The sequence below is a fragment of the Microbacterium sp. 3J1 genome (genome assembly GCF_001049495.1).
Classification (GTDB): domain Bacteria; phylum Actinomycetota; class Actinomycetes; order Actinomycetales; family Microbacteriaceae; genus Microbacterium.
The window spans coordinates 973,787-995,026 of sequence record NZ_CDWI01000011.1 but is presented as its reverse complement, the minus strand read 5'-3'; the positions used below and the strand labels follow the sequence as shown (position 1 = coordinate 995,026).

Annotated in this window: 21 protein-coding genes; 8 read left to right on the top strand and 13 right to left on the bottom strand. The window is 67.5% G+C overall.

The window, feature by feature from the left end; translation table 11 throughout:
- The first annotated feature begins 54 nt into the window (after nt 1-54).
- Both BN2660_RS13850 and BN2660_RS13845 read left to right on the top strand, forming a co-directional pair.
- Nucleotides 55-1,971, top strand: a complete 1,917-nt coding sequence (locus tag BN2660_RS13850; RefSeq protein WP_255305173.1) for an alkyl/aryl-sulfatase — start codon at nt 55-57, stop codon at nt 1,969-1,971.
- Between the two features lie 164 nt (nt 1,972-2,135).
- Nucleotides 2,136-2,981, top strand: a complete 846-nt coding sequence (locus tag BN2660_RS13845) for a class I SAM-dependent methyltransferase (protein ID WP_091233193.1) — start codon at nt 2,136-2,138, stop codon at nt 2,979-2,981.
- Here the strand turns inward: BN2660_RS13845 and BN2660_RS13840 are convergent, their stop codons facing one another.
- Genes BN2660_RS13840 through BN2660_RS13830 form a run of 3 tightly spaced genes read right to left on the bottom strand, consistent with a single transcriptional unit; the run spans nt 2,982 to nt 6,176 of the window.
- A complete protein-coding gene (locus tag BN2660_RS13840; protein WP_091233190.1) occupies nt 2,982-5,333 on the bottom strand; it encodes an ATP-binding cassette domain-containing protein in 2,352 nt (783 codons plus the stop codon). It lies immediately after the preceding gene.
- A gap of 29 nt (nt 5,334-5,362) precedes the next feature.
- The gene (locus tag BN2660_RS13835; protein ID WP_091233188.1) at nt 5,363-5,773 is read right to left on the bottom strand and encodes a VOC family protein; all 411 of its coding nucleotides are present in this window, start codon (nt 5,771-5,773) and stop codon (nt 5,363-5,365) included.
- 4 nt (nt 5,774-5,777) lie between these two features.
- Nucleotides 5,778-6,176 carry a helix-turn-helix transcriptional regulator gene (locus tag BN2660_RS13830; protein WP_091233713.1) on the bottom strand — a complete coding sequence of 133 codons (399 nt, stop codon included), beginning with the start codon at nt 6,174-6,176 and terminating at the stop codon, nt 5,778-5,780.
- Nucleotides 6,177-6,357: 181 nt separating this feature from the next.
- On the opposite strand from BN2660_RS13830, the gene BN2660_RS13825 reads away from it, so the two are divergent.
- The gene (locus BN2660_RS13825; protein WP_091233185.1) at nt 6,358-6,957 is read left to right on the top strand and encodes an HdeD family acid-resistance protein; all 600 of its coding nucleotides are present in this window, start codon (nt 6,358-6,360) and stop codon (nt 6,955-6,957) included.
- Nucleotides 6,958-7,019: 62 nt separating this feature from the next.
- Here the strand turns inward: BN2660_RS13825 and BN2660_RS13820 are convergent, their stop codons facing one another.
- A complete protein-coding gene (locus BN2660_RS13820) occupies nt 7,020-7,784 on the bottom strand; it encodes an SDR family oxidoreductase (RefSeq protein ID WP_091233182.1) in 765 nt (254 codons plus the stop codon).
- A 121-nt stretch (nt 7,785-7,905) separates the two neighbouring features.
- On the opposite strand from BN2660_RS13820, the gene BN2660_RS13815 reads away from it, so the two are divergent.
- The 4 genes from BN2660_RS13815 to BN2660_RS13800 all read left to right on the top strand — a co-directional run bounded on the left by BN2660_RS13815 (nt 7,906) and on the right by BN2660_RS13800 (nt 10,594).
- Nucleotides 7,906-8,379 (top strand): NfeD family protein, encoded by a 474-nt coding sequence (locus BN2660_RS13815; RefSeq protein ID WP_091233179.1) that lies wholly within the window; start codon nt 7,906-7,908, stop codon nt 8,377-8,379.
- A 9-nt stretch (nt 8,380-8,388) separates the two neighbouring features.
- A complete protein-coding gene (locus BN2660_RS13810) occupies nt 8,389-9,315 on the top strand; it encodes an SPFH domain-containing protein (RefSeq protein WP_091233175.1) in 927 nt (308 codons plus the stop codon).
- Complete coding sequence (locus BN2660_RS13805; protein WP_091233172.1) at nt 9,312-10,085, top strand: glycerophosphodiester phosphodiesterase family protein; 774 nt, start codon at nt 9,312-9,314, stop codon at nt 10,083-10,085. The genes BN2660_RS13810 and BN2660_RS13805 overlap by 4 nt, the downstream gene beginning before the upstream one ends.
- A gap of 125 nt (nt 10,086-10,210) precedes the next feature.
- Nucleotides 10,211-10,594: an RNA polymerase-binding protein RbpA gene (locus BN2660_RS13800; RefSeq protein WP_091233168.1), complete on the top strand. Its 384-nt coding sequence runs from the start codon at nt 10,211-10,213 to the stop codon at nt 10,592-10,594.
- On the opposite strand, the gene lnt is transcribed toward BN2660_RS13800, so the two are convergent.
- From lnt to BN2660_RS13755, 9 genes are read right to left on the bottom strand one after another with little or no spacing between them, the layout of a single operon-like run.
- Nucleotides 10,591-12,114: an apolipoprotein N-acyltransferase gene (gene lnt / locus BN2660_RS13795; protein ID WP_091233710.1), complete on the bottom strand. Its 1,524-nt coding sequence runs from the start codon at nt 12,112-12,114 to the stop codon at nt 10,591-10,593. The genes BN2660_RS13800 and lnt overlap by 4 nt on opposite strands.
- An 11-nt stretch (nt 12,115-12,125) precedes the next feature.
- Nucleotides 12,126-14,600 carry a DEAD/DEAH box helicase gene (locus tag BN2660_RS13790; RefSeq protein WP_091233165.1) on the bottom strand — a complete coding sequence of 825 codons (2,475 nt, stop codon included), beginning with the start codon at nt 14,598-14,600 and terminating at the stop codon, nt 12,126-12,128.
- On the bottom strand, nt 14,597-15,355 hold the full coding sequence (tatC, locus tag BN2660_RS13785) for a twin-arginine translocase subunit TatC (protein ID WP_091233161.1): 759 nt from the start codon (nt 15,353-15,355) through the stop codon (nt 14,597-14,599). The genes BN2660_RS13790 and tatC overlap by 4 nt, the downstream gene beginning before the upstream one ends.
- A gap of 54 nt (nt 15,356-15,409) precedes the next feature.
- Nucleotides 15,410-15,670, bottom strand: coding sequence for a Sec-independent protein translocase subunit TatA (gene tatA, locus BN2660_RS13780; protein ID WP_091233157.1), 261 nt, complete (start codon nt 15,668-15,670; stop codon nt 15,410-15,412).
- Between the two features lie 26 nt (nt 15,671-15,696).
- Nucleotides 15,697-16,686 carry a helix-turn-helix transcriptional regulator gene (locus BN2660_RS13775; protein ID WP_091233154.1) on the bottom strand — a complete coding sequence of 330 codons (990 nt, stop codon included), beginning with the start codon at nt 16,684-16,686 and terminating at the stop codon, nt 15,697-15,699.
- Entirely contained in the window at nt 16,683-17,675 is a 993-nt protein-coding gene (locus BN2660_RS13770) for a helix-turn-helix transcriptional regulator (protein ID WP_091233151.1), read from the bottom strand. Before BN2660_RS13770 ends, BN2660_RS13775 begins: the two co-directional genes overlap by 4 nt.
- Nucleotides 17,675-18,589, bottom strand: a complete 915-nt coding sequence (locus BN2660_RS13765) for an FKBP-type peptidyl-prolyl cis-trans isomerase (protein WP_091233147.1) — start codon at nt 18,587-18,589, stop codon at nt 17,675-17,677. Before BN2660_RS13765 ends, BN2660_RS13770 begins: the two co-directional genes overlap by 1 nt.
- Nucleotides 18,590-18,599: 10 nt before the next feature.
- The gene (locus BN2660_RS13760) at nt 18,600-19,619 is read right to left on the bottom strand and encodes a tRNA (adenine-N1)-methyltransferase (RefSeq protein ID WP_091233144.1); all 1,020 of its coding nucleotides are present in this window, start codon (nt 19,617-19,619) and stop codon (nt 18,600-18,602) included.
- Nucleotides 19,616-20,299 (bottom strand): HAD family hydrolase, encoded by a 684-nt coding sequence (locus BN2660_RS13755; protein ID WP_255305171.1) that lies wholly within the window; start codon nt 20,297-20,299, stop codon nt 19,616-19,618. The genes BN2660_RS13760 and BN2660_RS13755 overlap by 4 nt, the downstream gene beginning before the upstream one ends.
- Nucleotides 20,300-20,389: 90 nt before the next feature.
- Here BN2660_RS13755 and BN2660_RS13750 point away from each other — a divergent pair, with 90 nt between their 5' ends.
- Nucleotides 20,390-21,238: a PAC2 family protein gene (locus tag BN2660_RS13750; RefSeq protein WP_091233706.1), complete on the top strand. Its 849-nt coding sequence runs from the start codon at nt 20,390-20,392 to the stop codon at nt 21,236-21,238.
- Nucleotides 21,239-21,240: the final 2 nt, after the last annotated feature.

Below are 21,240 nucleotides of genomic sequence, written 5' to 3'. Positions count from 1 at the left end.
CGAAGGATGAGCCCGCGCTTGAGGGGTCGACACCGGCGCACGAGGCTGAGAGGCATGACCCGGCGTGAGGCGCAGGGGAGACCACAGGAGGAGACGATGGTGCAGAACGATGCGACGGCGGCGATCACGCAGCAGCAGGAGGATCTGAAGGCTGCACTTCCCTTCGATGACACGCGGGATTTCGAGGCGGTGGAGCGTGGGTTTCTGGGCACGCTGAGCCCGGCCGTCGTGCACGACGATGACGGCAACGTGGTCTGGGATGCCGACAGCTACGACTTCATCGACGGGGATGCTCCCGACACCGTGAATCCGAGCCTGTGGCGCCAATCTCGGCTGGTCTCGAAGCACGGACTGTTCGAGGTGGTGGAGGGCGTGTACCAAGTGCGCGGATTCGACCTGTCGAACGTGAGCTTCGTCGAGTCCGACACCGGCGTGATCGTCATCGACCCGCTGATCTCGAAGGAGACGGCTCAGGCTGCGCTGGGGTTGTACCGCGAGCACCGGGGCGAGAGACCTGTGGTCGCCGTCGTCTTCACCCACAGTCACATCGACCATTTCGGCGGGATCTTCGGCATCGTGTCGAAGGACGATGTCGAGTCTGGCCGCGTCCAGATCATCGCTCCCGAGGGAACGGTCGCCGAAGCCGTCGCGGAGAACGTCTATGCGGGAACCGCGATGGGACGACGTGCCGGGTACATGTACGGTGCAGCACTCGAGCGCAGCGCGAAAGGCGCGCTCGGTGCGGGACTCGGACAGACGACGTCCACCGGTCACGCCGGCATCATCCCGCCGACGATCGAGGTCGCGGAGACGGGGGAGTCCCACACGATCGACGGTCTCGTCATCGAGTTCCAGATGGCTCCCGGCACGGAGGCCCCGGCCGAGATGCACTTCCTGTTCCCGAGATACCGGGCGCTCTGCATGGCGGAGAACGCGACCCACACCCTCCACAACCTGCTGACCCTCCGCGGAGCTCTGGTCCGCGATCCGCATGTCTGGTCGAGATACCTCACCGAGGCGATCGAACGATACGGCGACGAGGCGGACGTCGTCTTCGCCTCGCATCACTGGCCGACGTGGGGGAACGCCGAGATTCTCGAGTTCCTCGGTCTTCAGCGGGACCTGTATTCCTATCTTCACGACCAGACGCTCCGCATGACGAATCAGGGGATGACCGGCGCCGAGATCGCCGAGGAGATCCAGCTGCCTCCGATCCTGGAGAACTCGTGGCATGCACGCGGATACTACGGCAGCGTCAGCCACAATGTGAAAGCGATATATCAGCGCTACATGGGGTGGTTCGACGGCAACCCTGCGCGCCTCTGGCCGCATCCGCCGAAGGCGCTGGGGGAGCGGTACGTCGCTCTGGCCGGCGGGATGGACCGGATCGTCGACGCGGCACAGGGAGCGTACGACGCAGGGGACTTCCGGTGGGCGGCGACGCTGCTCGATCACGCCATCTTCACCGAGCCGGCCAACGCCGCGGTGCGCGAGCTCTATGCGTCGACTCTCGATCAGCTCGCCTACGGCGCCGAGAACGGCACCTGGCGCAACTTCTACATGTCCGGCGCGACCGAGCTCCGGTCGGGGAACTTCGGCACCCCGACGACCACGAACGCCCCGGAGATCCTCGCCCAGCTCACGGCCGAGCAGCTCCTGGATTCGGTCGCCATCTCGGTCGACGGCCCTCGCGCGTGGGACCTCGACATCGCGATCGACTTCACCCTCACCGATGAGGGACGCAACTTCCGGGTGACCGTCCGCAACGGAGTTCTCGTCTACATCGAGAAGCCGGCGGATGCCGCGTCGGCGCAGGCGACCCTGTCGCTGACGAAAGCCCGCCTGCTTGCGCTCGTCGGTGGAGATCAGGACGGACCCGGAGTGGACATCAGCGGCGACGCGGCGGCGCTGAGAGAACTCACGTCCGTTCTGACGACGGGCGACCCGGGATTCGACATCGTCACCCCGTGATCCGTCGCGGGCTCCACGGAGCCGTCGCACGGGGTAGGGGCGCCTGCGGCGAATCTCGAGCAATGGCGCCTGCGGGAGGGGCGTCCTCCAGACGCTAGCTGACATAATGTGCATTATCGGCACTATGAGATGAAGCGTCGGCAGGCTGTCGATAGGCTCCAGGTGTGGACGGACAGAACGTCGAGATCGACTGGGATGCCGCACGCCAGGCGAATCGAGAGAACTGGGACGACCGCGTGCCGCTGCATGAGGCAGCCTATGGGCTCGAGGCGTACGACGATCCTTCGCACATCAGCGACGTCGTGATCGACGATCTGCCCGTGCTCGACCGGTTCCTGCCCGACGGGAGCATCCAGGGCCTCGACCTGTGTCATCTGCAGTGTCACATCGGCACGGACACGATCTCCCTGGCGCGTTCCGGCGCGGTCGTGACGGGCGTGGACTTCTCGGCGCCGGCCCTCCAGACCGCAGCGGCTCTCGCGGAGCGCTCGCGAGCGTCGGCGACCTGGGTCGAATCCGACGTCCTCGATGCGAGGGCCGTCGTGGACGGTGACTTCGACGTGGTCTACACGAGCATCGGCACGATCTGCTGGCTCGCAGACCTCGACCGCTGGGCCGAGCAGATCTTCGGCCTGCTGCGTCCCGGCGGCACGTTCTACATCCGCGACGCGCACCCCGCCATGCTCGCGCTCGACGAGGACGCCCCGACCCTGACGGCTCGGTACCCGTATTTCGGCGATGGGCGTGCGCAGCAGTGGAACGATGATTCTACATATGTGGGAAATGGGACGGTCGCCCACGCTCGCACCTATGAGTGGCCGCACCCGCTGTCGGAGATCATCGGATCGCTGCTCCGCGCAGGCTTGCGTCTGATCCACTTCGACGAAGGTCGCACGCTCCCCTGGCAGTTCAGCTCCCGTATGGTCGAGGTGCCCCGGGGCTACGCCTGGCCGCAGGCCGAGCGCGACCTCATCCCCTGCACCTATACGATCGTCGCCCGCAAGGACTGACTACGCGCCGACGTATTCGGCGAGGTGCTCCCCCGTCACCGTGGACTTCGCGGCGACGAGATCGGCGGGGCGTCCCTCGAACACGACTCGACCTCCGTCGTGCCCGGCTCCCGGTCCGATGTCGATGATCCAGTCGGCGTGAGCCATGACAGCCTGATGGTGCTCGATGACGATGACGGTCTTGCCGGATTCGACCAGACGGTCGAGGAGGCCCAGGATGTTCTGCACATCTGCGAGGTGGAGCCCCGTGGTGGGCTCGTCGAGGACGTAGATGTCGCCCTTCTCCCCCATCTGGATCGCCAGCTTGATGCGCTGCCGCTCTCCTCCCGAGAGGGTCGACAGCGGCTGGCCGAGCGACAGGTACCCGAGCCCGACATCCTCCAGGCGCGCGAGGATCGCCGCTGCAGCCGGCAGCTTGGCCTCTCCGTCGGAGAAGAAGACCCGGGCTTCGGAGACGGGCAGGTCCAGCACCTGCGTGATGTCCTTCCCCGCCAGCGTGTACTCCAGGACAGCCGCCTGGAAGCGCTTGCCGCCGCAATCCTCGCAGGGCGTCTCGATCGTGTCCATGAAGCCGAGTTCGGTGATGATGACACCGGCTCCCTTGCACGTCGGACACGCGCCTTCGGAGTTCGCACTGAACAGCGCCGGCTTCACCCCGTTGGCTTTCGCGAACGCCTTGCGGATCGGCTCGAGCAGCCCGGTGTAGGTGGCGGGATTGCTGCGGCGAGAGCCCTTGATCGCCCCCTGATCGATCGATACCACGCCGTCGCGCCGGGACACCGAGCCGTGGATGAGAGAGCTCTTGCCCGAGCCGGCGACACCCGTCACGACGGTCAGCACGCCGGTCGGGATGTCGACATCGACGTTCTGGAGGTTGTTCGCCGTGGCTCCGCGCACCTCGAGGACGCCGGTCTTCGCGCACACAGAGGACTTCAGCTCGGCCCGATCGTCGAGGTGATCTCCCGTGCGCGTGCCGCTGGCCTTCAGACCGGCGATGGTGCCCTCGAAGCAGATCTCACCTCCGGCGCTGCCCGCGCCGGGGCCGAGGTCGACGACATGGTCGGCGATGGCGATGGTCTCGGGTTTGTGCTCCACGACGAGCACGGTGTTCCCCTTGTCCCGCAACCGCAGCAGCAGGGTGTTCATGCGCTGGATGTCGTGCGGATGCAGACCGATGGTCGGCTCGTCGAACACGTAGGTGATGTCGGTGAGCGACGAACCGAGGTGACGGAGCATCTTGATGCGCTGCGCCTCTCCCCCGGACAGCGTGCCCGACGGCCGTTCCAGGCTCAGGTAGCCGAGGCCGAGGGTCACGAATGCGTCGAGGTTCGCGCTGAGCGCCTCGAGCAGCGGCCCGGCCCCGGTGAGATGCAGGCCGCGCACCCAGTCGGCGAGATCGGTGACCTGCATCCGGCAGGCGTCGGCGATGCTGATGCCGTCGATCTTCGACAAGCGGGCTCCCTCGGTGAGTCGCGTGCCGTCGCATTCCGGGCATGTGGCGAATGTCGCGACGCGCTGCACGAACGCGCGGACATGAGGCTGCAGAGCGTCGAGATCCTTGGACAGCATCGCCTTCGTGATCTTGGGGATCAAGCCCTCGTACGTCATGTTGATGCCGGAGATCTTGACCTTCGTGACCTCGCCGTAGAGGAACAGATGACGCTGCTTCTCGGTGAATTCGGCGATGGGTCTGTCGGCGGGATAGAAGCCGGAGGCCGAGAAGCCCTTCACCATCCAGCCGTCGGCGGTGTAGCCGGGAACCATGATGGCGCCTTCGTCCAGCGACTTCGACTCATCGACGATCTGGGCCAGGTCGAGGTCGGACACCGCTCCGCGTCCCTCGCATCGTGGGCACATGCCACCGAGGTAGATGGCGTCCTTGACGATCTTCTTCTCACCACCGGGACCCGTCATGACGCCGCTCGCCCTCTGCGTCGGGATGTTGAACGAGAAGGCCGTCGGCCCGCCGATGTACGGCTGGCCGAGCTTGCTGAAGAGGATCCGCAGCATCGCATTCGCGTCCGTGACTGTGCCCACGGTCGATCGCGGGTTCGCTCCGAGACGCTCCTGATCGACGATGATCGCGGTGGTCAGGCCTTCGAGGACATCGACGTCGGGGCGAGGGACCGACGGCATGAAGCCCTGCACGAACGCGCTGTACGTCTCGTCGATCATGCGGCGCGATTCTGCGGCGATCGTGTCGAACACCAGCGAGCTCTTGCCGGAGCCGGAGACCCCGGTGAACACCGTCAGCCGTCGTTTGGGGATCTCGACGCTGACGTCCTTCAGGTTGTTCTCGCGCGCACCCTGGACGCGGATCAGGTCGTGGCCGTCTGCGGCGTGAGTCGTCATGGTGTCCCTCGTTCTTCGTGGCTGAGGAGTCAGCCGGCCTGGTTGATACGGAGGAGGTTGCCCGCGGGGTCTCGGAATGCGCAGTCGCGGACCCCGTACGGCTGATCCATGGGTTCCTGCACGACGTCGGCGCCCGACTCCACCAGACGGTCGAACAGCGCATCGAGATCATCGCTCGCGAGCGTGAGGGCGCTGTAGCTGCCCTTCGCGATCAGCTCGAGGATGGTCTGGCGCTCGGCGTCGGTGAGACCCGGGTCGGTCGCCGGCGGATGCAGGACAATCGAGGTGTCCGGCTGTCCTTCGGGCCCGACGGTCAGCCACCGCAGGCCGTCGTATCCGACGTCGTTGCGCACCTCGAAACCCAGGGCGTCGCGATAGAAGCCGAGGGCCGCCTCCGCGTCCGTGTGCGGGAGGAATGCGTAGTGGATGCTGATTTTCATGGGTTCAGGTTAGGTGTGCGTCGGTTCGAGGCGCTTCTTGATTCCTGATCGGTCGCACGACGTGCTTCGCGTGGAACGTCGGGATCCCGTCGGTGGTGACTGCGCGTTCACGGTACACGGTGGGTGAGACACCCACGAGCTCGGTGAACCGGGTGCTGAAGGTCCCCAGCGATGAGCAGCCCACCTCGACGCAGATCTCGGTGACCGACAGGTCTCCTCGACGCAGCAGCGCCATGGCGCGCTCTATACGGCGGGTCATGAGGTAGGAGTAAGGCGACTCGCCGTACGCGTCCCGGAAGCGACGACTGAGATGGCCCGCTGACATGTGCACGCCCCTGGCGAGAGCCTCGACGTCGAGCGGCCGCGCGAACTCCCTGTCGATGCGATCGCGCACTCTCCGCATGACGACGAGCTCGCGGAGTCGAGCGTCGGCGTCAGGAGTCACGACTAAATGGTGACATGTCGCACGGTGTCGCGAAATGACTGCGGGCGACTGCCCCGCATAAATCCTCCCCCATTTCGGTACCCGGGAGCGCTACTCTGTGGTCATCCCTCACAGGATGTTCTCAGAAAGGGTCCCAGCCATGTCTGAATCACTCGCCACCGAGGCGAAGTCGCTGTTCAAGTCCATCCGGATCACCCTTGCGGTGTCCGGCGTCATCGCACTGATCGCGGGCATCGTCCTGCTCGTCTGGCCGGTGAAGTCGGCCGTGATCGTCACCGGCATCTTCGCCACCTACCTCGTGATCGCCGGACTCGTGTACATCGGGCTCGGGATCTTCTCCCAGAAGAAGGGCGGTTGGGCGCGTGTCGGCCACATCGCCCTCGGTCTGCTGTACATCGTCGCCGGAGTCATCGCCTTCGCGAACCTCGGGGCTGCGGCCGCCACGCTCGCGCTCGTCGTGGTGATCTTCATCGGCATCAGCTGGATCGTCGACGGCGTGGTCTCCCTGAGCCTGCTCGGACAGGACGGGTCGCGGGTCTGGACCCTGCTGTACGCGCTCCTCAGCATCATCGCGGGAATCATCGTGCTGTTCTCTCCGCTGTATGCCGCCACGGTCCTCTGGCTCGTCTTCGGCATCTCCCTCGTGGTCCTGGGCATCGTGCAGATCGTGCGCGCGGTGACCCTGGGCAAGGACTCGAAGGACTTCGCCTCTGCGACCGGCGCCGACCGCGTCAGCTGACGCCCTCCGCAACGAGAAGAGCCCCGTCCGGTGCGGACGGGGCTCTTCTCATGCGGCGACGGTCATTCGGCGGCGAAAGCGCTCACGTCGCCGACGAGGCGGGTGTTGTCGGCCGGCACGGGGTCGACGGACGCCTTCGCGACCTCTGCCGCGAACTCCGACACGTTGTACAGCTTGCCGGCGGACTCGCGGCGCTCGGCGATCGCACCGGGGTTGGCCCGCTCGAGCAGGGTGGCGGTGATGGTGCCCTCGATCATGTCGCCCGACACGACCGTGAATCCGATCCCCCTCTCGGCGAGTCCGGGGATGCGCTCACGGAGCGCGTCCTCCCCCGCGCGCTTGGACAGCGCGACCGGCTCGTACTCGGGCATCGTCGGAGTGGTGCGGATGAAGTGCGCCTGGTGGCTCGTGACGAACACGACACGCGAGCCGTCGCCCAGCAGCGGGGTCGCCGCCTCGAGGACGTTGACCTGGGCGTCGCGGTTGAGGGTGAGCGCGTAGTCCGCGGCCATGCCCGACTCCATTCCCCCCGAGGCGTTGAGGACGAGGACGTCGAGGCGTCCGAACTCCGACTTCACCGCATCGAACATCTCCGCGACCGAGGAGGGATCGGTGAGATCGGCGCCCACGACGAGGACGCGGCGACCCAGTTCACGCAGCTGGGTCGCGAGCTTCTCCGCGCGCGGCGCCTTGTTGCGATAGTTGATGACGACGTCCGCGCCGGCCTCCGCGAGGTAGCGGACGGTGTCGGCTCCGATCCCCCGGGAGGACCCGGTCACGAGCGCGACCTTGCCGTCGAGAGAACCTGCGGGAAGAACGTCGGTCACGGTGACTCCTCGTGTGCGTGGAACGCCGTGTTCGCACGGCCGTCCCAGACTATCAATCGGCCGCTGGAGCACCCGGAGCGCGTCTCGGCTGCGTGATACGTTGACCGTAAAGGAGGCAGCAATGAACGACTTCTCCACATTCGTCCAGTTCATCGATCAGTGGGCCTGGGTCGGGTGGCTGGTCCTCATCGCCCTGTTCCTCGTCATCGAGATGCTGACCCTCGACTTCACGTTCCTGATGCTGAGCTTCGGCAGCGTGGTCGGCCTCGTGACCGACTTCATCGGCATCCCCGTCTGGGTGCAGGTGCTCGTCGCCGCTGCCGCCGCCGCGCTGTTCATCCTGTTCCTGAGGCCGCCGCTCCTCAAGCGGCTCCATCGCGGCGAGGACCCCACGAAGTCCAATGTCGACGCCCTGGTGGATCTCCGGGGCATCGCTCTGCAGGACATCACCCAGATCTCCGGTCTGGTGAAACTCAGCAACGGAGACACCTGGACAGCCCGCACCGCCGCGCCCATGGCGATCCCGCAAGGATCGCCCGTCGTCGTCACGACGATCAACGGGGCGACCGCCACCGTACGCCCCACCAACGACTAGGAGACTCCCGTGGACGACACCTCGTTCATCCCCGCAGCGATCGGCTGGATCCTCGTCATCGCGATCACCATCTTCGTGGTGGTCACGCTGGCGCGATCGATCCGCATCATCCCTCAGGCCACGGCGGGCGTGGTGGAACGCCTCGGCCGGTATCACAAGACCCTCATGCCGGGGCTGAACATCCTGGTCCCTTTCATCGATCGTCTGCGTCCGCTCATCGACATGCGCGAGCAGGTCGTCTCCTTCCCTCCGCAGCCGGTGATCACCGAGGACAACCTCGTGGTCTCCATCGACACGGTCGTCTACTTCCAGGTGACGGATGCACGGGCTGCGACCTACGAGATCGCCAACTACCTCGGGGCCGTCGAGCAGCTCACGACCACCACCCTGCGAAACGTGGTCGGTGGTCTGAATCTCGAAGAGGCGCTGACCAGCCGCGACAACATCAACGGCCAGCTGCGCGTCGTCCTCGATGAGGCGACCGGCAAGTGGGGCATCCGCGTCGGTCGCGTGGAGCTCAAGGCCATCGACCCGCCCGTGTCCATCCAGGACTCCATGGAGAAGCAGATGCGCGCGGAGCGGGACCGTCGCGCCGCGATCCTCACCGCCGAGGGGTCCAAGCAGTCGCAGATCCTCGAGGCCGAGGGGCGGCGGCAGGCGGAGATCCTGCGTGCCGAGGGCGACAAGCAGGCCGCCGTCCTGCGCGCCCAGGGTGAGGCCGAGGCGATCCAGAACGTCTTCACCGCGATCCACCAGGGGCAGCCGGACGACAAGCTCCTCGCCTACCAGTACCTGCAGATGCTTCCGAAGATCAGCGAGAGCCCGTCGAGCAAGCTGTGGATCGTGCCGAGCGAGCTCACCGAGGCGCTCAAGGGAATCGGATCCGCGTTCACCCCCAAGACAGGTCAGCCGCCGACGAACACCCCGGGCGCGTGACCCACCCCTACTTCGAGAAGACCCGTCACCCCCGAGTCCTCGCTCACCGCGGTCTGATCACCGCGGCGGGCGAGGACTCCGGTGTCTGGGAGAACTCGGCCGTCGCCTTCGCCGCCGCGCACGCGGCGGGAGTCGAGTACATCGAGACGGACTGTCAGGTGACCGCAGACGGTGACGTCGTGCTCTTCCACGACTCGACGCTGCAACGCCTGGTCGACGATCCGCGAGCCGTCCGAGACGTTCGGACGCGGGAGCTGGCGAGCATGTTCGCCGATCACGGCGGCCTGCTGACGGTCGGCGAGGCCCTGAGCTCCTTTCCGTCCTCGCGTCTGAACATCGACGTCAAGACGGATGCCGCTGCGGAACCACTCGGTCGGATCCTCGTCGACCACACGCACCGAGTGCTCGTGACGAGCTTCTCCGACGCCCGCAGACGAGCGGCCGTAGCGGCGACCCTCCGTGCGGGGGCGGCGCTCAGACCCGCCACATCCGGGGGAAGCAGAACGATCGCGGCTCTTCGAGCGCTCTCCTCCCTGCGCCTCTCCCCCGGTCGCGTCCTTCGGGACATCGATGCGCTTCAGATCCCTGAGCGCCGCGGCACCCTGCGCGTCCTGACCGGGGCGTTGCTGCGCGCAGCGCACGCCCACGATGTCGAGGTCCACGTCTGGACGGTGAACGACGAGGAGGACATGCGGCGCCTCGTCGCAGCCGGGGTCGACGGGGTCGTCACCGACCGGGCGGACGTCGCACTGGCAGCGCTCGGCCGCTGACCGCGCCACGCCGCCCTTACGCGCTCGCGCTGGGATTCGGCTGTGAATCCCGCCGAGATCACGCCCACGTGGATGAAGCGCACAGGCTGGAGCGTTATACCTGACAGCGACGAGAGGACCACACAATGGCAGATCGCAGCCTGCGCGGCATCCGACTCGGCGCCCAGAGCCTACAGAGCGAAGAGGGCGTCGTCTTCATGGAGCGCCGTGAAACCATCTACACCTGTGACACCTGCGGCCACGTCACGAACCTCATGTTCGCGGCCGACGCAGAGCCGCCGCAGACCTGGGAATGCCGTGCCTGTGGCGCGGACGCCCGCCTGAACGTCGACGGCCACGCCGTCACGCTCGACACGGCCGATGAGAAGGCCGCCCGCACGCACTGGGACATGCTCATGGAGCGACGCACCCGTGCCGAGCTCGAGGAGCTCCTCGAGGAGCGCCTCGCGTTCATCCGCGCCCGCCGCGGTGCCGGCGAGGACCCGACCAGAGAGAAGATCGGGGCCTAGCGCCCTCGGCCGCGCAGCCACCCGAAGGCCAGCGCGGCCAGACCGCCCCAGAGCAGCAGCTGCTGGATCCAGGGGCCCAGGACGACCCCCGCAGTCAGGCCGGAGCGAAGCTCGACATCCTCGAGCAACGCTCCGGCCTCTCCTGCATCCAGGCGGGAGATGGTCGAACCGTCCGGGCGGATCATCTGACTCGTGCCCACCGTCGAGATGTTCACGACGCTGCGTCCGGTCTCGATCGCCCGCATCCGCGCGAATGCCAGCTGCTGCAGATTCTCGTCGGTGCCACGGAAGTCCGCGTTGTTGGTCTGGAACACCAGCACCTGCGCTCCCTCTCCGACACCGGCATGGATGACGTCGTCGTAGATCACGTCGAAGCAGATGGCGAGCCCGATCTTCACGCCGTCGACGTCGATCACCGGATCGTTCGTCCCCGGGGTGTAGTCGCGTTGCAGCAAGCCGATCAGGTCGGGCGCGAGGGCGTTGAAGAACGGTCGGTCGGGCACGTACTCGCCGAACGGCACGGGGTGGCGCTTGTCGTGGCTCTGCCCGGCGTATCCGTCCTCCGTCCACAGCATCGAGGTGTTGTAGAAGCGACCGTCCCGCTCCGTGGCGGCGTTGGCGAGCAGCGGCGCGTCCATCCGCGAGGCCACCATCTCCATCCGCCGCGCGATACCATCGGCCTGGAACGGGTCGTAGTCGAGCGACCCCTCCGGCCACACGACGAGGTCGGCGTCCTCGCCGTATAGCGGTACGGTCGCCGCAGTCTGCGCCTGCACGATCGAGTAGTCCTCACGCGTGTCGAAGTAGCCGCTGGGACCATTGCCCTGCACCGCAGCGATGCGCATCGAGCCGGCGGCGGTCGTCGGGAAGAGCGGGGTGAGAACGAGCACCACGACGAGCGCCGCGGGCGCGACCAGCATCACCGGCCGCCGCCAGCCGCGTGTCCGTACGATCTCGATGCCCATCGCGACCAGGAGGACCATCAGGAAGCTGAGGCCGCTGACCCCGACCCATGACGTGACGGGGGCGAGCGGACTCTGTGCCTGGCTCATGGCCAGCCGCGCCCAGGGGAATCCGCCGTAGGGCCACGAACCCACGAACACCTCCCGGCCGACCCAGAGCGCAGCCACCACGGCGGGCAGCAGCACCACCCGGCCGGCCGTCCCGGGGAACGCCCGCGGCAGCCACCGGTAGGCGAGCGCGATCGGGATCAGGGCGACCGCGGTGAGCCCGCCCTCGACGACGCTCAACGCGCCCCACGGAACCGGACCCAGATACCGGGACGTCCACGACACCAGCACGCCGAAGAACAGGATTCCGTACACCGCGCCGACCAGCAGCGCTCCCCCTGCCCGCCGGCCGATCAACGCGAGGAGCAGCAATGCGGTCGCAGGGAAGACGAGGATCCAGATCGCGGCCTCGGGGTAGGCCAGATCCATGAGGAAGGCGGCACCGGCGGCACTCAGCACGGCGGCCCAGAGCGGCATGAACGGGCGCGGTCGTGCGCGGGATTCGGACATCGATCCCATTCTCACATCGACGAATACGCGACGATGCCACGACGCACGCCGTCGAGCGCCGTGCGCGCGTTCCTCGCCAGCGCTCCGTCCTCCGCCACGATCGAGAGCTGGTCGAGCAGATCGATCGTCTGCTTAGCCCATCGCACGAAATCGCCGGCGGCCATATCCGCGTCGACGAGGACGCGGTCGAGTGAGCCTCCGCGCGCCCAGGCGTGCATCGCTCCGGCGAGGCCGGCGGCCAGTGGCTCGGTGCCCGGGAGATGGTGGTCCTTCTCCAGGTCGTCGAGTTCCGCCCACAGGGTCGTTGTCTTCTCGTACGCCGCGCGGAACGGGCCGCGAGGAAGACCCCGCTCCCCCGAATTCGCCTCATCCCTTCGGGGTTCGTAGACGAGGCAGCAGGCCATGGCCGCGAGCGAGGGTGCGTCCAGACCCTTCCAGAGGCCCTGACGCAGGGATTCCGCGACAAGAAGGTCTCGTTCACCGTAGATGCGGCGCATCGTCCGCCCTGCGGACGTGAGCCGGGTCTCGTCGCCCTCGCGTTCGAGGTAGTCGAGCGTCTCGAGGACCTCGACGACGCGGTCGAAGACGCGGGCCACCGTGCCGGTTCGATTCTCGATCTGTCGACGCGTGCGATCGGTCTGCCGCTTGAGCTTCCAATAGCGCTCGGCCCATCGCGCGTGCGACTCGCGATCGGGGCACCCGTGGCAGCCGTGCCTCTGCATCCGATTGCGGAGCGACTGGATCTGCTTCATGCGCTTGTCGCGGCTGACTCGGGATCCCTGGGCGTCCTGACGGTTCTTCTTCTCCAGGTCGCTGAGCTCGCGCCGGATCGAGGCGTAGTCGAGGAAGTCGCCGTGCTCGCATGTCATCGCCGACTTGTACCCCTCGAGCGACTCCTCTGCCTCGCGTACCTGACGAGCGAGTCCGACCACCGAACGATCGGCCTGGAACTGGGCGAAGGAGGACTCGAGGATCTTTCTTGCCCGCACCTTGCCGAAGAGGTCGATCAGGTTGACGGCCATGTTGTAGGTGGGCCGGAAGCTGGAGTTCAGCGGATAGGTGCGTCGCGATGCGAGAGCTGCGACGGCCTGGGGATCCATGCCCTCCGTCCACTGGACGACCGCGTGTCCCTCGACGTCGATGCCGCGGCGTCCTGCGCGTCCGGTCAGCTGGGTGTACTCCCCCGAGGTGATGGCCACCCGCGCCTCGCCGTTGAACTTCTCCATCTTCTCCAGCACGACGGTGCGCGCGGGCATGTTGATGCCCAGAGCCAGGGTCTCGGTCGCGAACACGACCTTGACCAGCTTCCGCTGGTAGAGCTCCTCGACGACCTCCTTGAACGCGGGCAGCAGACCGGCGTGGTGGGATGCGACGCCCCGCTCGAGGTTGTCGAGCCATTCCCAGTACCCGAGCACGCCGAGGTCCTCGTCCTGCAGCGTGCGCGTACGGTCCTCGACGATCGCACGGATCTCCGCCCGCTCCTCCACAGAGGTGAGACGGAGTCCCGACCTGCGGACCTGCTGGACGGCCGCATCGCAGCCGACGCGGCTGAAGATGAAGAAGATCGCGGGCAGCAGATTGGCGCGTTCGAGGAGCTGGATGACGTCGGGCCGGTCCATGCGCTCGATCCGCCGCACATTGGCCGACCGAACGGGGCGGCGTCCACCGCGAGGCGGGCGCTGCGCCTGCCGCCCTGCGTGGCGATTGCTGCGGTAGCTCTGGGCCTCGCGATTGCTGTCGTAGTTCGACCCCGTGAAGGATCGGATGCGCATGAGCTCCTGGTTGACCTTCGCCGTGGCGAGACCCGCCCGATCGTCGAACAGCGGCAGCAGATCGTCGCGCACGAGGACGTGCTGCTCGAGCGGCACGGGCCGGATCTCCGAGACGACGACCTCGGTGTCGCCGCGCACCGTGTCGAGCCAGTCGCCGAACTCCTCGGCATTCGAGACCGTGGCGCTGAGCGACACGAGTTGCACGTGCGGGGGCAGGTGGATGATCACCTCTTCCCAGACCGCTCCTCGGAACCGGTCTGCGAGGTAGTGCACCTCGTCCATGATGACGTAGCGGAGGTCGCGGAGCGCCGAGGAGTCCGCGTAGATCATGTTGCGAAGCACCTCGGTCGTCATGACGACGATCCTCGCGTTGCCGTTGATGTTGGTGTCGCCCGTCAGCAGCCCGACGTCGTCAGCCCCGTACACATCGACGAGCTCGCGGAACTTCTGGTTCGAGAGAGCCTTCATCGGCGTCGTGTAGAACGCCTTGTCCCGAGGCGTCTGCATCGCGAGGTGGATCGCGAACTCGCCCACGATCGTCTTGCCCGCCCCCGTCGGCGCCGCCACGAGCACGCTGTGACCGCGTTCGAGGGCATGACACCCCTCGATCTGGAACGGATCGAGCTGGAACCGCTGCTTCTCGGCGAACGCCGTCGTCTCCGGCGTGCTCGCCGCCTCACGGGCCGCCGCGTACCGCTCAGCCGGCGAGCTCATACGGCATCAGGGAGGAGGCCCGCGGCGTCTTCGCGCTTGCGCTTCCGGCGGTCGAACAGCATCGAGACGAGGGTCGCCGCGAAGTACAGGACGATCATCGACGCCATCAGCAGCAGCATCGAGAAGACATCGGCGGGCGGCGTCGTGATCGCGGCGAAGATCGTGCACACGAGGATCGCCACGCGCCAGCCTCGGAGGATCTCCCTGCCGGAGACGACACCCGCGAGGTTCAGCGCCACGAGGAAGACGGGGAGCACGAACGCGATGCCGACGACGATGAGGAACTTGAAGACGAAGTCGTAGTAGCTGGAGTAGTCGAAGAACTGCGCCATGCCCGTCGGCACGAAGCCGGCCATGATCTCGATCACGTGCGGCAGCACGAAGAACGCGACGGTGCAGCCGCCGAAGAACAGCGGGATGGCGGCACCGAGGAAGCCCCAGGTGTACTGGGTCTCCTTCTTGGTGAGCCCCGGCATGATGAACGCCCACACCTGCCACAGCCATACCGGTGCCGAGATGAGCAGACCGATGGCGAACGCGATGCGCATGCGCAGGTCGAATCCGCTCGTGACCGTCGTGAAGTTCAGCCCGGTGTACTCGCGGCCCTGCTGCTCGGCGATCGTGCGGATGGGCACGGACAGGAGCTCGATCACCGGTTCGGTGACGATGAAAGCGACGATCATGCCGACCACGAGCGCCGCCGCCGCGATGAAGAGGCGCTTGCGCAGCTCGATCAGATGCGCACCGAGCGACATCCGCTTATCGCGGCCCACAGCCTCCGGGTCGGCGGATTCCAGAGCCGACACGGACTAGGCGGATCGCGGCGGCTGACCCGGGTCGGTGTCTCGGATCGACGCCGTCGCCTCGGGTGCTGCCGTCGACGGGGCGGCAGGAGCACCCGGGTTCGCGGCGTCGCTCGTGTCGTCGTTCTTCATCGCCTTCATCTCGCCCTTGAACAGCCGGGCGGACTGACCGAGGCTCTTCGCCAGTGCAGGCAGCTTCGCAGCACCGAAGAGCAGCAGGATGACGGCGAGGATGATCAGCAGATGTGGCCAACCGAAAGCGCCCATGATTCTCCTTCGTCGTTTTGTAGAGTCTAACCGGCGTCGTCGCGGTCTGGGTCGCGATACAGGGCGAGTCCGGCGACAGCCCATTCCCTGGCGGCCGTCCGCGCGATCTCGGGATCGATGACCTCGAGAGCGCCCCCGAACTTCGCAGCCAGCCGCTTGATGCCGCGCGGGTCCGCGAGGTGCAGACGCGCGGTGACGATGCCGTCCGCGATCTCGGCGTTCCCGCCCGTCAGGAAGTCGCCGAGAAGCGGCGCCAGACGCTCCGGCACGCGCACTCGGACCTCGCCTTCCTCCTCGGTCGCCGAGAACGCCTCGGGGACGTGATCGCCGGCATGCGTGATGGGGATGTCCGTCAGACGCGCGTCGCTGACCCGGTCGAGATGGAACGTCCGCATCGCACGCCGCATGTGGCACCACCCCTGCAGGTACCACTGCGCGTTCGTGATCAGCACCTGGACAGGGTCGACCGTGCGGGTCGTGGGCTGAGCGTCGGGCGCCTGATAGGTGAAGGAGACGGCGACGCCGTCCTGAACGCCTCTCGAGACGACCCGACGGACCTCGTCGACCGCGCTCGGCGCGACGACGACCTGCGCCGGCGCGTCGGCCGCACCACGCGACAGCTTCGAGATGAGCCCGCTCACGAGACCGGAATCCGAGACCGCCGGCACCGCCGCGACCATCTGAAGACCCGCCAGGAGGGCCGCAGCCTCTCGTGCGGTGAACCGCGGCACCCGCCGGAGAGCCACGTCGTTCGTGATCTCGATGACATCCTCTTCATCGAGGAGGTCCCAGTTGATGTCGAAGAGCTCCTGAGGCTGCTGCCAGTACCCGGAGTCGCCGGGGAGTCCGATGACCGTCAGCTTCTCGACCATCTGGCGCATCTCGGCCGGGGTGACCCCGAACTCGTCCGCGGCTTCGGCCAGCGACACCTGCCCGTGCTCGAGGAGATATGGGACGAGGGTGAGATAGAGCCGGACGCGGTCGGCGGCCAGAAGTGGCTTCGCGGAACCGCTCATCGCACGCCCCCTTCTTCGGAGTGCGTCGCGACGACCGCGGTGAGCCGTGCCACGACGGCATCGCGGAGCGCAGCCGGCTCGACCACGCGCACCTCCGGTCCATAGGACGCGAGTTCGTCGGCGAGGATGTGCAGGTCGACGAACGGCACATAGATGCCCTGGACGGCGGGAGTGGCCCGGCGCCCGAGACGCAGGGCCGCCTCCGTTCCCGGTGTGACCTCGAGCAGAGCGGAGTTCTGCGCGGCCACGCGCTCGAGTCCGTCCAGCGCGCGCTCCCCCGCTCCATCGCGGAGCGAGGCGGGGAACGTCTTCGGCGTGACCTTGACGTCCCCGACGATGCGGCTGAGAAGGAACATCCGATCGGCCTCGAGGTCGACGTCGATGCCGAAGACATGCCACCGAGCCTCGTAGTCGACCAGTGCGAGGGGGCGGATGCTGCGCCGGCGCGGCGCATCCTCGCCGGGTTTCAGATAGTCGAACGTGACCACCCGGGACCTCTCGATCGCGTCCTGGAGAGGAGTGAACGCGGCGTCGCGGGCGGTGATCCGGGGTGCGAAGCCGATGATGGGCTCGTCGCCGTCGATGCCGAGGGCGCGGATCTTGCGCACACCGGCCTTCGCGTCGCCCGATGCGGACTCCGCGCTCCAGACGCTGCCTGCGAGCTGGAGCACCGCGAGCTCGGCAGGGGTGAACTCGATGTCGCCGGGCAGGTCGTATTCTGCCTGCGGAATGCGGTACCGAGCCTCTCGGAGGTCATTGGGGTCGGCCTGGTCGCCCAAGGTCTCGACCGGCACGCCGAGCGCGCGGAGCTCGTCCTTGTCGCGCTCGAACATCTTCTCCAGCGCATCGGAGCGTGCACCCGCATCCGCCCGCTGGCGATAGCCGGAGACGTTGTCCAGGATCTGCTGCTTGGTGAGCCCGATCTCCGTGGCCATCAGCGCCACGACGAGGTTCGTCAGGCGCTCCTCCGCGGGAATCCGGGCCGCCATCACTGCTCCGGTACCGGAACGATCCCGAGGATGTCGACGACGATCGCGGTCGCGGGATTGCCGTCTGCCGCAGGGACCACCACGAGCAGCTGCGAGCCGACGGTCGCGCCGACGAGCTCGTTCGCCGCGGGGCCGATGTTCGGCTCGCCGCCCCACGTCGTGGAGGTGACGGTCTTGTCGTCCCAGCCCACGGCCGTGATGTTCGTCACGATCGTCGACCCCTCCTCGACCTTCGCGCCGTCTCCCTCGATGAGAGTCTGGGTGACGGCGGACTCCGGCGCGTCCGCGTCGGGGATGATGACGCCGGGGGTGCCGTCGGGAGCCCGCACCACGGTCGGGAGCCCGCGCGCGTCGTTGAACTTCGAGGACCCTTCGGCCTTCGCCAGGTGCACATCGAGGACGTCGAGCACGGCGACGATGTTCTCGCCCTCCTCCAGGCCGAAGGCCTCGACGTTGTTCTCGCCGAAGTCCTCCGGCGTCAGGACGGCGACGACACGGCTGCCGCCGGTCGCGCACTCCAGGACGGTCTCGAGTCCTGGCGATCGCTGAGACCAGTAGTCGATGCTGTGCACCCGGCTCATGTCCCCGTTGAACTCGGACTCGTAGAGCTTCTCGCCGCTCTCCCCGCCGTAGAACGCGATGTCCAGCACCATGGGCTGGAACGGAGAGGTGAGTGCTTCGCCGTCGCCGGTGACCACGTCGGAGAACGACGTCTCAGACGCCTTGACGGGCCCGAAGACCGTGACGTCCGGGCTCTCCCCCAGATCGCCCTCGACGGTGACCGAATCCTGCACGGACGACGAATCCGCCGCGCGATCGCACGCCGCACCCGCGAACGTCGGCGCCGAGCTGCACCCGGTCAGAGCGAGGACGGCGAGGCTGAGAGTTGCCAGAACGGCGGACGTTTTACGCACGCGCTCCAGTCTATTCCGTCGCGGCGTCCGATTCGCGCGATGACGCCGCAAGGCGCGCTCCATCGGCGGCCTTCGCTGCTTCGCGAGCGCGCTTGCGGAGGTTCTTGTCGGTGATCTGGCGATCGCCGACGGCACCCGGGGTCCACTGCTCGACATCGTCATCGCCGTAGCTGCTCTTCGAGGCGCGACGCTTCACCGACGGGGCGATCGTCCCGGGAGCGAGGCGCCGAGCGGTCAGCAGGAAGCCGGTGTGGGCGACCATCCGGTGGTCAGGGCGAACCGCGAGACCCTCGACGTGCCAGCCGCGGACCATCGTCTCCGACGCCTCGGGCTCGGTGAACAGGCCCGTGCCGCGGATGTACTCGGCGACACGGGACAGCTGGGTGGCCGTCGCCACGTAGCAGAGCACGACGCCGCCGGGAGTGAGCGCCTCGGCAACGGCATCCATGCACTCCCACGGCGCCAGCATGTCGAGCACGACACGGTCGACGGAGCCTGCGGGGCACTGCTCGGGCAGCGCCTCGGCGAGGTCGCCGACCACCACCTCCCAGGTGGACGGCGCTGCTCCGAAGAAGGTCGCGACGTTGGAGCGCGCGACGTCGGCGAACTCCTCGCGACGCTCGAACGACATCAGCCGTCCGGCAGGGCCGATCGCGCGGAGGAGCGAGAGCGAGAGCGCGCCCGAACCGACTCCCGCCTCGACGACGACCGCGCCGGGGAAGATGTCCGCCTGCATGACGATCTGCGCGGCATCCTTCGGGTACACGATCGCCGCGCCGCGCGGCATGGACATCGCGAAGTCGCGGAGAAGCGGTCGCAGGGCGAGGTACTCGTGGCCGGAGCTGTTCGCGACGACGGAGCCGTCGGGAAGACCGACGAGATCGCGGTGCCTCAGCACCCCGTGGTGCGTGTGCAGCTCGCCGTCCGCGCGGAGCGTCACCGTGTGAAGGCGTCCTTTCGGGCCGGTCAGCTGCACGCGGTCGCCCTCGCGGAACGGACCGCTCGGTCGCTGGGCGGTCATGGTCGTCATCGGGTGACTCCTGTCATGGAGGTCTTGCGGTCGAACAGGTCGATGAGGTCCGCAGCGCCGCGGTCCTTCAAGGTCGGCCAGAGCTCATGCGCGCCGACTCCGTCTAGCGACACGATGTGCGGGACACCGAGCGCGACGGCACCCGACGCGATGCCCGCGCGTAGGCCGGTCGGGGAATCCTCGATCACGACGGCATCCGCGATGTCGATGTCCAGAAGAGCCGCCGCGTGCAGGTACGGCTCGGGGTGCGGTTTCGGATTGGCGACATCGTCGCCTGCGACCACGATGTCGAAGGCGTCGAACTCGATGAGATCCACGACGCCGAGCGCCATGCGCCGCAGGGACATCGTGACGAGACCCGTGGGGATGCCGGCCCTCTTGAGGTCCTGCAGAAGTTCCCTGGCGCCGGGGCGGAACGGCACGCCCTGGGTGCGCAGCGCCTTCTGGACGCCGTCGGTGAGGAGCGAGACGATCGCGTCGGCCTCCATGTCGACACCCGCGTTCTGCAGGATGATCGCACTGTCGATCAGGCCGTTCCCGACGAGCTGCAGGGCATCCTCATCGGTCCACGTGCCGCCGAACGACTCGACCAGGGCCGACTCCGCCGCCATCCAGTACGGCTCGGTGTCGACGAGGGTTCCGTCCATGTCCCAGAGGATCGCGCGGGGCTGTCTGCTCACCGGTCCATGTTAGCCGTGGCGCCGCCCGACGCCCGCGCGAGCGGGCTAGCCTGGAGGGATACCGATCCTGATCCTCGGAGGGAGCCCATGATGGATGTTCTCGGTTCGCGCATCGTCATCGCCGCCTTCGACGGCTGGAACGACGCCGGTGAGGCCGCGAGCGGAGCGATCGCCGCACTGCGGGCGAGCTCCGACTACGACCTCGTGCACTCGATCGACCCCGAGCTGTACTTCGACTATCAGTACACGCGGCCCTCGACGAAGATGGACGCGGAGGGCCGCCGGCAGCTCACCTGGCCCGAAGCGGGCCTCTGGAGGCCGCGGGATCCCGGACCGGGGCCCGAGTTCTGGATTCTGACCGGTGTGGAGCCGGCTCGGACCTGGCAGTCGTTCGCCTCCGAGTTCATCGATGTCGCCCTCCGCGACGACATCACCGGTCTCGTCACTCTCGGGGCCATGCTCTCCGACGTGCCGCACACCCGCCCGATCTCGATATTCGCGTCCAGCCAGAACGAGCAGGTGCGCGAGGCCCACGGCCTCGAGCGCTCCCTCTACGAGGGTCCGGTGGGCATCCTCAGCGTCTTCGAGCACTTCGCCGAGAGCGCCGGCATCCCCACCGCGAGCCTCTGGGCGAGCGTCCCCCACTATGTGGCGTCGGCGACGCCGTCCCCGAAGGTGACCCTGGCCCTGCTCGATCGTCTCGAGGAGCTCACCGGCGTCGACGTCACCCGCGACCACCTGCGCACCGAGGCCGCCGCATGGGAGGCGTCGATCGATGCCGCTGCGGCCGACGACGAGGACATGACCGAGTACATCCGCCAGCTCGAGCGCACGCGCGACACCTGGGACTCCCCCGATGCCTCCGGCGATGCGATCGCCCAGGCCTTCGAGCGCTATCTGAAGCGGCGCGGCGACGAGCCGGGCGACCGCAAGCGCTGATC